Source organism: Paenibacillus sp. HB172176 (assembly GCF_011947265.1).
Lineage (GTDB): Bacteria > Bacillota > Bacilli > Paenibacillales > Paenibacillaceae > Pristimantibacillus.
Window position 1 is genome coordinate 226,955 of record NZ_JAATHD010000005.1, and the last position, 17,697, is coordinate 244,651.

Annotated in this window: 9 protein-coding genes; all 9 read left to right on the plus strand. The window is 52.4% G+C overall.

The genetic code is table 11. The annotated features are described in order from the left end of the window. The coding region (locus HFP08_RS09815) for an Ig-like domain-containing protein (protein WP_168120411.1) at positions 1 to 3,585 on the plus strand (3,585 nt) is incomplete at its 5' end. Positions 3,586 to 3,788: 203 nt separating this feature from the next. Further along, on the plus strand, positions 3,789 to 5,045 hold the full coding sequence (locus HFP08_RS09820; protein WP_168120412.1) for a carbohydrate-binding domain-containing protein: 1,257 nt from the start codon (positions 3,789 to 3,791) through the stop codon (positions 5,043 to 5,045). A 367-nt stretch (positions 5,046 to 5,412) separates the two neighbouring features. Next, a complete protein-coding gene (locus HFP08_RS09825; protein ID WP_168120413.1) occupies positions 5,413 to 7,761 on the plus strand; it encodes a helix-turn-helix domain-containing protein in 2,349 nt (782 codons plus the stop codon). A gap of 259 nt (positions 7,762 to 8,020) precedes the next feature. Then, positions 8,021 to 8,881 carry an ABC transporter permease gene (locus tag HFP08_RS09830; protein ID WP_346768729.1) on the plus strand — a complete coding sequence of 287 codons (861 nt, stop codon included), beginning with the start codon at positions 8,021 to 8,023 and terminating at the stop codon, positions 8,879 to 8,881. Positions 8,882 to 8,893: 12 nt separating this feature from the next. Next, positions 8,894 to 9,772, plus strand: coding sequence for a carbohydrate ABC transporter permease (locus tag HFP08_RS09835; protein ID WP_168120414.1), 879 nt, complete (start codon positions 8,894 to 8,896; stop codon positions 9,770 to 9,772). A gap of 35 nt (positions 9,773 to 9,807) precedes the next feature. Next, the gene (locus tag HFP08_RS09840; RefSeq protein WP_168120415.1) at positions 9,808 to 11,355 is read left to right on the plus strand and encodes an extracellular solute-binding protein; all 1,548 of its coding nucleotides are present in this window, start codon (positions 9,808 to 9,810) and stop codon (positions 11,353 to 11,355) included. An 89-nt stretch (positions 11,356 to 11,444) separates the two neighbouring features. Beyond that, positions 11,445 to 13,613: an ADP-ribosylglycohydrolase family protein gene (locus tag HFP08_RS09845; protein ID WP_168120416.1), complete on the plus strand. Its 2,169-nt coding sequence runs from the start codon at positions 11,445 to 11,447 to the stop codon at positions 13,611 to 13,613. A 4-nt stretch (positions 13,614 to 13,617) separates the two neighbouring features. Then, positions 13,618 to 15,222, plus strand: a complete 1,605-nt coding sequence (locus HFP08_RS09850; RefSeq protein ID WP_168120417.1) for a glycoside hydrolase family 140 protein — start codon at positions 13,618 to 13,620, stop codon at positions 15,220 to 15,222. Between the two features lie 153 nt (positions 15,223 to 15,375). Beyond that, positions 15,376 to 17,697: LamG-like jellyroll fold domain-containing protein (locus tag HFP08_RS09855; RefSeq protein ID WP_168120418.1), on the plus strand; the 2,322-nt coding region annotated here is incomplete at its 3' end.

Below are 17,697 nucleotides of genomic sequence, written 5' to 3' on the forward strand. Positions count from 1 at the left end.
GCGACGGCGCATGTCGTGGTGAACGAACTGGCCGACGCGACGCCGCCGACAATCGGGACGCAGCCGCAAGGCGCGACGGCGAATGAAGGCGACCCGGGAATTCTCCTGTCGGTCGCTGCGACGACGGTTAGTGGAACGCTGAGCTATCAGTGGTATAGGAACAGCGTGGATAGTAATCTGGGCGGCTTTGCCTTGAACGGTCAGACGAGCTCAACGTATACAGTATCGACCGGTGCAGCCCGCGACGACTATTATTATGTCGTTGTTACGAATACGGATGAGAGCGTCTCCGGAACGAAGACGGCAAGCGTGAGGAGCGCGACGGCGCATGTGGTGGTGAACGACTTGCTTGATGCGGAAACGCCGACCATTACCCTTCAGCCTGTTGGAGCAACAGTCCCTGAAGCTGATGTGCTGGTGCTCGAAGCGGATGCCAGCGTGGCGGATGGAGGCAGTCTGGATTACCAATGGATTCGGAATACTGCGAACAGCAAGTCAGGCGGAGCATTCGTTGTAGGAGCAACTTCCAAAACCTTCACCGTTCCGACTTCGACCGCCAATGATGTGTATTATTACGTGCTTGTAACGAATACGAATAATACTGTGCCGGGAGTCAAGACGGCAAGCGCAACGAGCAACGTCGTGCATGTTGTCATCGAAGACGTGACGCAGCCGACCGTCGCAATTACGTCCAACGAGCCGAGTCCGACGAAGGATTCGTCCTTCAACGTGACGATTACGTTCAGCGAGCCGGTAACCGGCTTCACGATATCTGATCTTATTGTGACAAACGGCAGTGCGAGCAACCTTTTTACGAGCAATAATTTGATCTATTCGGCCACCATCGCATCAGCTGCAGACGGAGAGACGACTGTCTCGATCGACGCGGATTCGGTTATTGATAAGGCAGACCACGGAAACATCGCTTCGAATGTACTGAGCATTGTCTATGATTCAACGCAGCCGACCGTCGCGATTACGACAACCGCATCGGCGACGACGAACGAATCGACATTCCCGGTGACGGTTACGTTCAGCGAGCCGGTAGCTGGCTTTAATATTGCGGATATAGCAGTATCGAATGGCAACGCGAGCTCCTTCCAGGCTGTAGATGACAAGACGTACACGGCTATCATTACGCCGGCAGCCGATGGAGCGGTAACGATCTCCGTCTCGGCAAATGTTGCATCGGACGAAGCCGGCAACGGCAACCTGGCGGCAACGCCGCTGTCAATCACATATGACGCAACTGCTCCGACCGTATCAATAGCTTCAAACGAATCGAACCTGACGAATCAATCGCCTTTTCAAATCACGATTGCATTCAGCGAAGATGTGCTCGGCTTTGAGCTTGGCGATATCGAGGTTACAGGAGGAAGCGCGGACAATCTGCAAGCCACGTCCGGTTCTCTCTATACGGCGGATATTCTTCCATCAGGAGACGGCGAAATAACAGTAGAGATTGCGGCAGGCATTGCGACCGACAATATCGGCAACGATAACACGGCGGCAACTCCGTTCACCATTATGTATGACGGGACTTCGCCGGTCATCGTTCTGAATGGGGATGCGGATCTGCAGCATGAAGCTGGAACTCCGTTTGTTGATCCAGGCTCCGTCGTCACGGACAATTACGATGCAGCGATCTCGGAAGCATTAATTGTAACGGGAAGTGTAGATTCGACGACGCTTGGCAATTATGAGCTGAAGTACAACGCAACCGATGCGGCGGGCAACTCGGCAATTGAGCAATCCAGACTGGTGCATGTCGTCGATACGACGAAACCGGTGATTACGTTAAACGGGGATCAATCGCAGCAGTTGGCTCTTGGTGAAACCTATATAGAAGCGGGCGCCACGGCTGAAGACAGCTTTGAGGGAGACATCAGCGGCAGTATTATCATTCAGGGAGCTGTGAATGGGAATGTTCCCGGACTCTATACGCTGACTTATACCGCCGAGGATTCATCGGGGAACTCGGCATCAGTCGAGCGTACGGTACAGGTACTCTCGAATGATAATGCGCTGCAGCAATTGACGATCAGTCAGGGACAGCTTTCACCGGCATTCGTGCCAAACGAGCTTGCTTACACTGCAAAGGTGAGCTACGGCGTGCGCAAACTGACGATTTCACTCCGCGCGAACGATACACATGCGGCAATTGCCGTTAACGGGCAGGCCTTAACGCCGGATGGCAATGGAGCTGCGGAAGAAGAAGTCGAGCTGATTATCGGCAACAATGAGGTGAACATCGAGATTAAGGCTGAGGATGGCACCACGCGCACCTACACGCTCAGCGTGTATCGAAGCGCCCCCCCGGCCCAGTCCAATTCAACGGGCGTAATCGTTCTTGTGAACGGTAAGCCCGAATATACCGGTGTTGCCATTACAAGCTTTCTTAATGGACAGCAAGTGACAAGAGTCATCGTGAATGAGCAGCAATTGCTGAATCGTCTGGAGGCGGCGGGCGAGCAATCGCTTATTACGATACCGGTTCAGACAAGCAGCGATGTTGCCATCGCTGAATTAAACGGAAGAATGATTAAGAGCATGGAGGAATCACAGGCAATTCTCGAAATTCGTACGGAGAATGCTTCGTATACTCTGCCCGCGTCCCAGATTGACATTGATGCAATATGGGAGCATCTAGGCACGGAGCCGGACCTTCAGGATATTAAGATCAAAATTGAGATCGGCACGCCGCTGAATGATAGGCAACAGTTGGTTCAAGACGCCGTGAATCGGGAAGGATTGACTATTGCTGTGCCCCCGGTCAATTTCAAAGTAACGGCGGAGTATGCTGGACAGTCTGTAGAAGTAACAACTTTTAACGCTTATGTAGAACGTTCGGTGAACATACCCGAGAGCGTGGATCCGAATCGGATTACGACTGGTGTCGTAGTAGAGACGGATGGTACCGTTCGTCATGTGCCGACGAAGGTCATAGAGAACGAAGGCGACTATTACGCTCAAATCAGCAGCTTGACGAATAGCACGTATGCGGTTGTCTGGCATCCAGTTTCGTTCAAGGATATGACGAAGCATTGGGCGATGAATGCCGTTAACGATATGGGTTCGCGGATGATCGTGGAAGGAATCGGCGAGGGAGAGTTTGGACCTGATAGGGAAATTACCCGTGCGGAATTCGCGGCTATCATGGTACGCGCCCTGGGGCTCAGAGCGGATACGGAAGGAAGCGACTTCCTGGATGTGGAGGCTTCCGCATGGTATGCCGGCGCGGTTGCGACAGCCCGTTCATATGGTCTGATTGACGGTTTTGAGGACGGTACCTTCCGTCCGGCCGATAAGCTGACACGCGAACAGGCCATGCTCGTTATCGCGAAAGCGATGCGAATTACAGGGCTTTCGAATCAATTGGGAGTTTCGATGCCTGACGAGATTATCTCGGCTTTCCGGGATGCGCAAGCTGTCTCGTCTTGGGCGCTCGAAGGAATTGCGGACAGCCTGAAAGCCGGCATCGTGACGGGCAGAGGCGGCCAGAAGATTGCGCCGCAAGCGAACATCACCCGCGCAGAAGTGGCAACTATCGTGAAACGTCTGTTAGAAAAGTCGGATTTGATCTGATACTTCAAATCAAGCTCAATATAGGAGCCTGTTTATAAAAGATGCTTTCCCTGGCCAGGGTCTGTTGCAGCAGATTCTTGTCGAAGGGGGGCATCTTTTTCATTCTTTAAGATTGATTAAAGGAAAGCAGCTTATGATGGCACTATCAGATGAAACGATAATAATCGCTGATAAAGAAATTACGATATGAGGAGTGTTGATCGATGAAAAACAATAAAATCAAAAGCATAAGCATTGCGACCATGGCCTTATTGCTCAGCATCTCTGCAGCAGGTTGCTCGACTGCGCAAGATGACGGTGCGAAGACAGCAAACGTTCAAAACACCGCGATCGTAACATCAAGCGAGACAACGGCGGCAAAGGCGGAGGATGTAACGCCAACAGAGGCTTCCGAAGAATCAGCAGGTTCAGCAGCAGAGGCCTCGCTTCTAGTTCCATCGGAGCTATTCAGCAACAGGGATCTTGAACAGACGGCAGATCTCTCGTCCGCAACCGAAATCCAACTGGAGAGCAATAAAGATGTGACTTTGAGTGACGAAGGCGTTTACGTGTTAAGCGGAGAAGCGGAGAATATGACAATTTTCGTTGAAGCATCCGACGATGCGAAGGTGCAAATTGTGCTTGCGGGCGTTACCATCACGAATGAAGATGCCCCGGCCATCTATGTGAAGTCGGCCGATAAGGTATTTGTGACATCGACGGACAGCAGCAATTTCATGGAGGTTACCGGCAGTTATGCAGCGGATGGAGATACCCATTTGGATGCGGTTATTTTCTCCAGATCGGATATCGTCCTCAATGGCACTGGATCTCTGGATATTGTATCCAACGAAGGCAATGGCGTCTCCTCCAAGGATGATCTCAAAATTACGGGAGGCGTATATACGATTCAAGCCTCTGCGGATGGGCTGGAGGCAAATGATGCCATTCTGATCTATGATGGAGCCCTTACGATTACTTCCGGCAATGATGCGTTGCAAAGCAAAAACGACGATGATTCTTCATTGGGCAACATCTATATGCTGAATGGCACATTGAACATTTCGGCGGGCGATGATGCGATTCGCGGCAATAATATGGTTCAAATTGATGGCGGCATCATCCAAATAGAGACGAGTGTGGAAGGCATTGAAGCAACCCATGTTCAAATTAATGGCGGTCAAATTACTCTGTATGCAACCGACGACGGCATCAATGCTTCGAAAAAGGTTGATTCCGATGTCATTATCGAGGTGAATGGCGGCACAATTAATGTGAGCATGGCTGGCGGCGATACGGACGCATTTGATTCGAACGGTGATATTTATATTAATGGCGGCACAATTACGGTCGAAGCATCCTCGGCATTCGATTCCGACGGCACCGCGAAATTAAATGGTGGCAATGTTACGGTAAATGGGGAGAAAATTACTGAAATTACCCAATCGCAAATGGGAGGAGGCGGCGGGCGGAGACGCTGAGCTAAGAAACTCGGAGGTAAATCGGGAGATTCTATCCCGATTTACCTCCTTTTCTCATGCGGATGGCAGGAGACGCAGGCTTGTACAAGAAGGCTATGAATTGCGAATGCACGTGGATGCTTTTCCAGGATGCGACCTGTTAGGACAGGTTCTTATCCTCGAAAGGCGTCTTTTTTGATCTATACGAATACGCTGCCAGAGCATTCAACGCCATTTTTTATAGCAGATCATCTCCATAATCGTTAAAGTTATATACATATTGTATACAATCCCGAGGAGTTAATGCTATGCTGGACTTGCGATTTTTTTGCTGGATAAGAAAAAGCTCGTATCATGCATCAAAGAGCAAAGAAAGGATGAAGCACAGGTGAAGTTTCGAGCATCGAATTATTGGCGGAAGCTGCTTGTGGCAGGGCTTTTGATTGGAGCTATACCGGTTATTCTGGTAGGTTTGTTCTCCTTCAACCGCGTGTCTGGCACGGTGATCAGGCAGGCGGAAGCCGCGAATGCCCAGCTTCTGCAGCAGACGCAATTGAGGGTGGAACAAAATCTTCTCGGAATTGACAATACGGTAACGCAATTTATTAATTCACCTTATTTGAACAACACTCTTCGTCAAAATTTCACGGCCTCTGAATTCGTTCAGATCGAAGAACTGGAGAGCTCGCTTCATCGGCTTCAATCGTTTCAATTCGGTATTCAGGATATTGTTCTGGCTAATATGCAATATGGCTGGGTTGTTAGCAATCAAGGCTACAAGGCCTTGGACGAATGGGAGGACGCTGATATGTGGATTTCCTTGCTTGACGGTCAGGAAGCCTCGCTTTGGCTCAGTTATCAGGACTTGAAGGAGCGGGGCGAGATGCCTCAGAATGACAGCACGGCCTCCAATTCCATCTTCTTGTTGAAGAAGCTGCCGATTAATACGATACAGCCACGCGGATTGCTGCTGACCAGCATTCCCGGCTATGAGCTGAAGAGATATCTGAACACGACGGATTTAGGAAACGGAGGCAGCACAGCCATTCTTGATTCCCAATTCCGCTTGCTGACTGGGGGGGATGATGTTGAAGCGAAGGAAGCTGAATTCAATCGGATGGTTCGAGATAACATCCAATCTCAGTCTGCCGACGAGAAAGCGACGGGAAGCCTCAAGACTGAATGGAACGGAATCGAGGTGCTTGTTACTTACCGCAAGGCTGCTTACAACGGGTGGACCTATGTATCGATTACGCCGCTTCGAGCTCTGCTGCGCGATTCGAATTCAATCGGCATCTTCACGCTGCTCGTGTGCGCGGCCAATCTGATGTTGGCGTTTTGCTTGTCTTTTCTGGGCTCAAGACGTTTGTATCAGCCTATTCGAGTTCTCTACGAGAATGCGACAGGGAATACGGCGGAAGAAGGCCGGTCGCCCGGCTCTTCTCGCTGGAGGAGCGGGGACGAGCTCGAACAGATTGGCGAGCGAATCGTCAATCTGACGCGATCCCAGTCAGAGATGGCCGAGAAGCTGGAGGATCAGTTCCGCTATTTGCGCGAATACTTTGTCGCAAGGCTGCTTCAAAGCCCCATACCCGCGCGCGAGATTAGAGAACGCACGGTTAAATTCGGAATTGTCAACAGTAACCGAATGATGAGTGTCATGGCTGTGGAGATTATGACGCTTGAGGGAACTCGCTACAAGGAAGAGGACAGAGATTTGTTGATGTTCGCGATTAACAATATAGCAGGGGAATTGTTCGACGATTCGGAGAGACTTTCCCCGGTGCTGACTTATCCTTATCAGGCGACGGTATTCGGTACTTCAGCCTTGGATTCGAAGGCATGGAAATCGGCCATCGTAGCCCATGCGGAGAAGTTTCAATCCACCATTCTCAAGATTCTGCAATTGCCTGTTCGTATCGGAATAAGCCGTCCGTTCGAGGATTTGAAGGGCGCTTACATTGCGATGGGCGAGGCGGTTAACGCTTTGAAAGCGCAAGCGGAATTTGACGAGCCCGCCGTTCTGCTGATGGAGGATGTCCAGCCTAATCGAAATCCCTTCTCGCTCTTGCTGAAGGAGCAATCGGGAGAGCTGCTATTGGACGCCATAAAACGCGGGGACCAGGAGAAGGCGCTGAAGGGGCTGGATATCGTGTTTATGGAGCTCTCCAGCGAAGCCTATACTGCGGAGGAGATCAGATTTGCGCTGCTGCGGTTGATGACGGTAGTGATTGAGGGGATGCAGGATCAAACGGAATCGCTGAAATCGCTTTGGAACGATGAGCAAACGCCGCTGCTTGAGCAGTTCCTGAAGCTGCGCACCATCCTGGATTATCGGCATTGGTTCGAGAGCGAATTGATTCTGCCTGCGATTCGTCTGCTTGAAGCGGAGAGAGAGGTGCAGTTCAAGTCCATTTCCCAGAAGGTGAAAGATATTATTCATTTCGACTTTGTTGCCGATCTGACCCTTGAGGCGTGCGCCGCCCGGCTTAATTATCATCCAAGCTATATCCGGCAAGTTTTCCGCAAGGAGACGGGCATGAACTTTAGCGAGTATTTGTCGCAATACAGGGTGGAAATTTCGAAGAAATGGCTGGAGCAAACAGATATGTTGGTAGGCGAGATTGCCGAACGGTTAAGATACAACAATTCACAGAACTTTATTCGTTACTTTCGCAAGCTGGAGGGGATGACCCCCGGTCAATACAGGGAAGCCGTGCGCAAGCAATCCCGGTAAGCGGCATGAGCGCACTTCAAGATGATTATCGCTTTTGCAAGGCAGGATTATACTGTCGGCTTTGAAGCGACTTTGCGCACTTGGCTCGATAATGATTATTCACGGTTACGCGATTACCGATTATGCTTGAGCCATTCCAGACAGGCGAGGAGGAATTTCGGTGAATCGGTTGTACAAACATTTGAAAAAGGGAGGCGTTTCGTCCATATCGTCAAACCATTCCACGTGGCTTTATCTTCGAAGAAATCATCGACTTTACATGATGCTTTTGCCCGGATTTTTATTCTTCCTTATTTTTAAATATGTTCCGATGTGGGGCATCATCATTTCTTTTCAGGATTACCAGCCCTTTCTCGGATTTGGCGGAAGCGAGTGGGTAGGGTTCAAGCATTTTGAACGCTTCTTCTCGAATCCGACTTTCTGGGTGCTGTTTCGCAACACGTTTTTGCTCGCAATTTATAATCTGGTTTTCTTTTTCCCGCTGCCAATTATCTTGGCTCTGATGCTGAATGAGGTGCGGTTGCAGTCTTACAAGCGATTGATACAGACCATTATCTATATTCCGCATTTTGTATCGTGGGTTGTCGTTGTCGGCATTGGGTATCTCTTTTTTACGACGGAGGGCGGTCTGGTTAATGAATGGCTGGCCGCTATGGGCTTCGAGAAGATCAGCTTTCTGCTCAGCGGAGAGTGGTTCCGCACGATGATTACCGGTCAAGTGATTTGGAAGGATACCGGGTGGGGAACAATTATTTTCCTTGCGGCCCTGGCCGGCGTCGATCCGCAATTGTACGAGGCGGCCAGAATAGACGGAGCAGGTCGGCTTCGCCAGCTCTGGCATGTTACGATGCCCGCCATTCGCAGTACAATTGTCATTCTGTTGATTTTGCGGCTTGGCCATTTCCTGGATACAGGCTTCGAGCAAATCTTCCTCAATATGAACGCCATGAACCGGGAGGTTGCGGAGGTATTCGACACCTATGTATATTCAGCGGGCATTCAGTCCGGGCAGTTTAGCTACAGCACGGCAGTAGGCGTGTTCAAGTCGGTTATAGGTCTTGTGCTGGTCGTGACGGCGAATAGGCTGGCCAAACGATTCGGCGAAGAAGGAATTTATTGAGAGGGGATTGGCATGACCAGAACGTCTTTTTACAGCCGAATATTCGACGTGTCGCTTGCAATCGTCCTTGCAATATTCGCAATGCTAAGCTTTATCCCGTTTCTCTATGTTGTTGCGGCATCTTTCACCTCATCTGCAGAATTGCTGCGCAAGGGCTTCGTGCTATTTCCCACGAGCTTCTCGCTCGACGGGTATCGTTACATCTTTTCGACTTCGACCATTACGCGAAGCTTGTGCGTGACCATTATTCTGGCTGTTGTGGGAACGCTTATCAATTTGTTTGCCACTGTATTAATGGCCTATCCGCTTGCGCGCAAGGATCTCGCAGGCCGTCGGTTTCTCATGCTGATGATTGTGTTCACCCTGATCTTCAGCGGAGGCATGATTCCAACTTATCTCGTCGTCAAGTCGCTGCATCTGCTTGACAGCTACTGGTCGCTGGTTCTCCCAGGCTTGATCAATGCATTTAATTTAATCGTGTTAAAAAACTTCTTTCAGCAATTGCCCGAGGGGCTGGAGGAATCGGCCAGAATCGACGGTTGTTCGGATTATGGCGTGTTGTTCCGTATTGTTCTTCCCTTGTCGGGCTCGGCGTTGGCAACATTCGGGTTATTTTACGCAGTTGGTCACTGGAACACGTTCTTTAATGCAATTCTGTATATGAACGATGCTCACAAATGGCCGATTCAGGTTTGGCTGCGGCAAATTATTATCTTGTCGCAGGGCGGCATCGGAGATTCGCAGAACTTCGACGACTCGTTTATCGTTCCGCCGCCGGCCATTATCAAGATGGCGGTCATCGTCATATCCACCGTGCCGATTTTGTTGGTGTATCCGTTTCTGCAACGTCATTTCGCCAAAGGCGTGCTGCTCGGCTCGGTGAAAGGTTAATATCCATTCTTGTCGACTATGGGAGGTCATTAAGCATGTTTAATAGAAATCGGATGGTTACTTCTTTATTGGCAGTATCGTTGTTGGGGAGCGCGCTTCTTGCGGGCTGCGGCAAAAGCAACAACGAGCCTTCAAATCAAGCGAGCGCAACAAGCGCCGCAAGCGGAAACGAGGCTAGCGCAACCGCTCTGCCTGAACAGACAAAGCCGTTGTCCATATCCATGATGAATATCTTCTATGGCACCGAACCTCCGAAATCGACGAATCAGGTGCTGCTGAAGATGGAGGAATATACGAATACGAAGCTGGATATTACCTGGGTTCCTTCGACGGCCTATGAGGATAAGTTGAATGTAACGGTTGCCTCGGGCCAGCTTCCTCAGACGCTTCTGGTCTTGAATCAGAAATCGACCTCGGTTATCAATTCCATTCGGTCGGGCATGTTCTGGGAGATCGGTCGCTACCTGAATGATTATCCGAATTTGTCGCAAATGAACGAACAAGTGCTGGAGAATATTTCGATAGACAACAAAATATACGGCATTTACCGTCATCGCCCGCTTGCGAGATACGGGGTTATCTATCGCAAGGATTGGCTGGACAATTTGGGTTTGAAGGAGCCGACGACAATTGACGAGCTGTATGAGGTTGCAAAGGCCTTCACGCTCAACGATCCTGACGGCAACGGCAAGAATGACACTTACGGCATTGCCGAGGACAAAAATATCGGCGCGCTCAACCAAATCGCGTTATATCTCGGAGCCCCTAACAATTGGGGAGAAGAGGATGGCAAATTAAAGCCTGCCTTTATGTATGACGAATACAAGCAAGCGCTTCAGCTCGTGAAGAAAATGTACGACGAGAAGCTTATCACGCAGGATTTCGCGGTTGCTAACCGGAACGACCAAATCAATCAGGAGAAGGCCGGTATTTATTTCTCGGTTATTGATGATGCCGCTTACAAGCACGAAGATCTCTATAAGCTCAATTCGTCGGCTGTCATCGACATTCTGCAGCCGATAACCGGACCGCAAGGCGTTCGGGTGCTGGCGACAACGGGATATAACGGTGTCTTCTTGTTTCCGAAAACAAGCGTGAAGACAGAAGAAGCGCTGAAGGGCGTTCTGGGCTTCTTCGATAAAATGGGCGACGAGGAAATGCAAAATCTGTTCGCATGGGGCATTGAAGGACAGCATTATTCGTTGTCGAACGGCAAGCCTGTCCGCACGGAAGAGCAAACGCTTCTGGATTCCACCGAGATCAACCCGCTTCGTCAAATGAAATGGGATGACGGAAGCAAGGCGATGAGCGGCGAAAATCCGGAGATCGTGCAGAAATTCGGGGAGATGCTCAAGGCTAACGAGCCATATGCGATTACCGATAAATCCAATCCGTATCTGTCGGCTACGCAAACCGAAGTGGGCAGCGAGCTGACCAAGATTATGGATGAGGCGAAGACCAAATACATTATGGGCGCGATCGACGACAAGGGATGGGACAGCGCTATTCAGAAGTGGCTCGAAAATGGCGGGCAGAAGGTTATCGACGAATATTCGGCCGCTTATCAGGCTGCAAAAGGTTAAGCTTTCCGAAGAAGCACGGCCAGGCGGGAGCAAGTTCTGCCTGGTCAGCCTCGAAAAGAGCTGGCAGAGCGAGATAAAGGAGGCGGAAAATGGTGACCGATGCGCAGCGGCAATCCCTGGTGCTTCCTTCCGACTATCCCGAAAGGGTGTACGCAGGGTGGCTGGGAAAGGTTATTGGAGTCAGGCATGGGGGCAATATCGAGCAATGGAGTTACGAGCGCATTGAGAGAGCCTTCGGAGAGATAGCGGGCTATGTGCATCAATTCAAAAATTTCGCAGCGGACGATGATACGAACGGACCGCTGTTCTTCCTTCGCGCGTTGGAGGATTATACGCATACACGGGACATCACGCCGGAGCAGATGGGGCTTGCCTGGCTTAATTACGCGCCGGACGGGCATGGATTTTTCTGGTGGGGCGGTTACGGTCACTCTACGGAGCATACGGCGTATCTGAATTTGCGCAGCGGCATACCGGCCCCGGAATCGGGTTCGATTGAACGAAATGGAATCGCCGTTGCCGAACAGATTGGCGGACAAATCTTTATCGAGGTATGGGGGCTGATCGCTCCCGGCAGACCGGGGCTGGCGGCCGAATATGCTGCCAAAATGGCCAGTGTCTCCCATGACGGGGAAGGAAAGAATGGCGGCATGTTTATCGCAGCATGCGTTGCTGCTGCGTTCGAGGAACGCAAGGCTGCCAGCATTCTGGAGCAAGGGCTTGCGGTTCTGCCCGCGGATTCCCGTTACGCTGAGATGGTTCGCGACGTTATGTGGATCTACAGGGATCGACCCGATAACTGGCGTAAAGGCTTCGCCTGTGTGAAGGAGCGCTATGACTATGCGAAATATCCAGGCGTTTGCCATATTATTCCGAATGCTGCGGTTGTCGTGCTTTCGCTGCTGTACGGGGAAGGAGATTTCTCAAGATCCATTAACATTTGCAACATGTGCGGCTGGGACACGGACTGCAACGTTGCGAATGTCGGGGCTATCCTTGGCGTCATGAACGGCTTGTCCGGGATTGGAGAGATGTGGAGAAAGCCCATCAATGATTTGTTATGCTGCTCAAGTGTAATCGGCTCTCTGAATATTCTCGATCTTCCGTGGTGCGCCTCCTATATCGCCCAATTCGGCTACTTGCTGGCAGAACAGCCGATTCCGGACGTCTGGCAATCGATCCTGGGCCGAGAAGGGCTGCACTGCCATTTCGAGTATCCGGGATCGACGCATGCGTTCCGAATGGAAGCGGATCATGGCGTCACAGCCTCTGTCGAGAACTCCGAGGAAGTGTCGGCTTCGGGCAGAAGATCGCTGAAGGCGATGTTCGACAAGGTGATCGGAGGCTGCGGGTACCGCGTCTATCTGCAAACCTACTACGGTCCGGAGGATTTCAATGATAACCGATACGATCCGGCATTTTCACCGATTCTGTATCCGGGTCAGAAGGTTTCCTGTAAGGTGATGCTTCCTTCCGCAGGAGCTCCGGGAGCGATTCAAGCAAGAATCTTTGTTCATGATCGCAACAGCGGGGAGCGCTTGTACGGCCCGAAGGCGTCGCTTCGCCCCGATCACTGGGAGGAGCTGGATTTTCAAATTCCCTATTTGAGCGGAGCCTGTCTTGATAGGGCGGGCATCGAGTATATTCCGACGGAGGCGAAGTACGCTACTTTGGTCGTTTTCATGGACGATTTCTCGCTGAGGGGAAGTCCGAACTATACACTGGACTTTGCAAAGGAAAGAATCGAGCGTTGGAGCGGGACCCACCTTGAGGTCAGTCAGTTGACGCATCTTCGCGGACTCTGGACGCTGGAGGCCGGGGAATTAAGCGCAAGCTATGCCGGCGCGTCGGCAGAGGCCTATACCGGCCAGCTTGATTGGAAGGATCTAACGCTTGAGACTGAGCTTGTTCCCAGACTTGGTTATGACCATATGATCAATTTCCGGGTGCAGGGCGCCATTCGCTCCTATGCGGCCGGACTGAGAGGACAAGGCGAATCGGCGCGAATCGTGCTTCTCAAGAATGATAACGGCTACAAGGAATTAGCCGCAGAGCCTTACGTCTGGAGACATGGAGAAGCTTACAAGCTAGCGGTCAAGGCCAGCGGCAATCAATTTTCCCTGTTCGTGAACGGGGAGCTTCTGCTAGCGTTCACGGACCAGGATCGGCCTTATGAGCATGGCATGGTCGGCTTCTCTTCCCATCGAAGCAGTCATACCCATTATAAGCATTTGACCGTGCGCGGAGAGGAGGCGTAACAAGATGAACAGGCAGAATAACTTGATGAAGCATGCCTCGGCTTTGTTCCGGGCGAGCTCATGGCGTCGCTTCGAATTGACGCTTGCAGCGCAGAACGACTATGACAACCCTTATTCGGATGTTGAGGTGGAGGTCGTATTCACCAGACCCGGAGTGCAATCCATTCATACATGGGCTTATTGGGATGGAGAGGAACGGTTTGCGGCGACCATTGCTTTCCCTTCGCCCGGCAAATGGAGCTATCGCACAAGCTGCTCTCACACGGAGGATGCAGGCTTGCACGCGCAAATCGGCGAAGTGGAGGTTGAAGCCGTTTTGCCGGATGAGCCTAATGCTCTGTACCGTTGCGGCATGTTGAAGCCAAGCGGCAATGGCCGTTATTTGCAGCATGCCGACGGAGAGCCGTTCTTCTGGCTTGGAGATACGGTATGGCCGGCTTTCTTCCGGGCGAAGGAGGCGGAGTGGCTCGCGTATATTCAGGATCGGGCGGCCAAAGGCTTCAATGTCGTGCAGGTTTGTCTGAATTGGGGAGGCGGGCGCGCCTCGGACATGGACGGCAACGAGGCCAGGCTCCTGGAAGGCGGCGAACGCTGGAATCCGGCCTTCTACCAGGGCGTGCAGAAGAAGATTCGTATCGCCAACGATTATGGTCTGGTTGTGCTGCTCAACGGTCTTTATTGCCCGAAGGGGCGACTTACCGAGGGAGATTCAATCGTGAGCTACGAGAACTATGAGCATTACGGCCGAATGCTGGCCGCCCGGTTCAATGGCTCCTTCGTCATCTATTCCCCTTCCTTCGACGCTCCTTATCATGAAGCCTGTGACAGGCAGGGCGAAGCTATCCGCACAGTGACGAGCCGGCACCTGATTACGCAGCATCCCAATACCTCTCCCGCAGGGACGGCGGTTCCCGCTACGGAGGAAAGCTATTTCGAACAACCGTATCTCAGCTTCAGCATGTGTCAAACCGGCCATCATAACGGGAATCGGGAGCTGGTTCTTCGCGAGGCTGAGGAGTGGATTCGCGGACTTGCTCGCAAGCTGCCGCCGAAGCCCGTTGTGAACGGAGAGGCATTCTACGATGCGGGAGGGATGACGCCGAATCATCATCCCAAGTATCAGGGAACCGACCGGGATTCGCGAGCCGCCGGCTATCTCAGCCTTCTGTCGGGCGCCTGCGGCTATACGTATGGCGCATATGGTCTGTGGAACTGGGAGCTGGACCCGGGCGTTTCTCATCGAGCCGCGATGAATTTCCCTTCATCGGAGCATATGGCCGTTCTTGCCCGAATCTTTCGTTCCTTCCGCTGGTGGGAGCTGGAGCCTGCCTCGGAACGAATTGTTCATAATCCCGAAGCGGCGCAGCTTCGCATGGCTCTGGCGTCGTCGGGGGACGAGTCTTTGCTTGTCGCCTATATGCCTGATCAGTCGGAAATCGACATCCTTCTGACGATAGCGGAGAGCGATTCTTGCAAAGCGGCGTTTCTTGACCCGATCAGCGGCGAACGTCATCAGGCCGCAGCCGTTACGCGGAGTGGACAGCGGCTGAAGGTACGCGCGGAGCGCCGAAGCGAGTGGGTGCTGCTTGTGCAGGTAGGCCGAGGCTAGAGGCGCTTCGTTCGGGAACGGGAATAGCGAGCGGCGTCTGCGCGACAGGAGTGAGACAGCGGACGCCGGCTTGAAGGGAGGTGATGCAGGAATATCGCTTTATGAAATCGCTCTCATTATGGTGGGATATCAAACTCAAGGAGGAAATTTTTTATGAAGTTCATGCGTAGCAAGTGGTTGGCAGGTCTGTTGTCCCTGATGCTTCTGTTGTCCTTTGCCTTGACGGCTTCGGCCTACAGCCATCCGGGAGGATTGGTAACATCAAGTGAATTCACGACCATCAAAGCGCAGGTGGATGCGAATGCTTCCCCGTGGGCGGAGGCTTATGATCGGATGATGATTGATGCGAACAACGCGCTGGGCGAATCCAGTCATGCCATTGCTGTCCTGAATATTCCAGGCTATTATGCCGATCCGACGGGGCATGATGCGGCGAAGCTTCGGCTGGAGATCGATGCCCAGTCCTCGTATGCTGCGGCGGTTGCCTATAGACTGACCGGCAATACGGTTTATGCCGACAAAGCCAAGGAGCTGCTGAACGGCTGGGCGAGCACGAATACATCCGTCACGGGCACGGACGGCAGACTCGTCTCGGCCTATGTCGGAGTCGGTCTTGTGAACGCTGCCGATCTCATCAAGGACTATACGGGCTGGAGCGCCTCCGATCAGACACAGTTCGGCAATTGGCTGACGGGGGTCATGATTCCCGCCTGGGCGTCGATTACCTCCGCCAATAACTGGACGGATTGGAGCATCTACGCACAAGTTGCGTCGTATCAGTTCCTGGACGATGCCACCGGCATGGCAGCCAAGGCTACTCAATTGAAGAACCGTATCGACACGACGATTGATTCCACGGGCTTCTTGCCGGCGGAGACGAATCGGGGCACGAATTCGCTCTGGTATCATTACTTTGCTCTTGGACCGATGACCTCTGCTGCCGAGATTGTGAAGAATGCTACCGGCGAGAATCTATTCACTTATGTTTCGCCGTCCGGCAAGAGCATCAAGCTCGCACTCGATAATATGTTTTATTATGTGAATGGCCATGTCTCGGAATGGCCGACGGCGTATGGCGGCGGCAATCAAAGCTTCAGTAACGCCAGAAACCTGTATGAAGCGATGGCCGAGGTTTATCAGGATGAGGATTACGAGGATTATGTCAAGGACTCGCGCCCTCTTGTTGGAAGACTCAACTATACGAGCGGCTATTACCACAACCATGCATGGGTATATCCGACGCTGCTTCGCACGTCCTTCCTGGACATTGTGGAGCCGGAGGCGCCTGGTCTAATGGGCTACTGGAGCCTGGACGAGACATCGGGGACGACGGCAGGGGATTCCTCCGGCAACGGACTTGACGGCACGCTGGCGGGAGGCCCGATCTGGACGACCGGCCATACGAACAACGCGCTCAGCTTCGACGGAGCTGATGATTATGTCAATTTGGGCAATCCGACAAATCTGCGATTCACCGGAGCGATGACGCTGTCGGCGTGGGTGTATATCGATTCCTATGCGAATGCGGGCAGAATTATTGCCAAGCAGGGCGCTTATGGCAATCGGGGCTGGACGCTGAACGTGGAGACAGACGGCAAGGCTTCGTTCCAGATCGCAACGAACAGCACGACGGTGCAAATCGTCAATAGCGCCGCCGCCGTGCCTACGGGGCAGTGGGTGCATCTGGCTGGCGTATACGAGCCGGGAATCGCGCTTCGCATCTATGTGGACGGTACCCTCAGCAATTCCAATACAACATCGATTGCGGCCTCGCAGTACAACAACGGACTGAACGTCAACATCGGCCGTCGTCCAAGCGGCGATTTGTACTTCGACGGCAAGATCGATGAGGTACGGACGTACAACAAGGTGCTTACCTCCAGCGAGGTTGGAGAATTGGCTGCGACAACGGAGCCTGGACTTGCAGGCTACTGGAGTCTGGACGAGGCATCGGGAACGACGGCAGGGGATTCCTCCGGCAACGGACTTGACGGCACGCTGGCGGGAGGCCCGATCTGGACGACCGGCCATACGAACAACGCGCTCAGCTTCGACGGAGCTGATGATTATGTCAATTTGGGCAATCCGACAAATCTGCGATTCACCGGAGCGATGACGCTGTCGGCGTGGGTGTATATCGATTCCTATGCGAATGCGGGCAGAATTATTGCCAAGCAGGGCGCTTATGGCAATCGGGGCTGGACGCTGAACGTGGAGACAGACGGCAAGGCTTCGTTCCAGATCGCAACGAACAGCACGACGGTGCAAATCGTCAATAGCGCCGCCGCCGTGCCTACGGGGCAGTGGGTGCATCTGGCTGGCGTATACGAGCCGGGAACCGCGCTTCGCATCTATGTGGACGGTACCCTCAGCAATTCCAATACAACATCGATTGCGGCCTCGCAGTACAACAACGGACTGAACGTCAACATCGGCCGTCGTCCAAGCGGCGATTTGTACTTCGACGGCAAGATT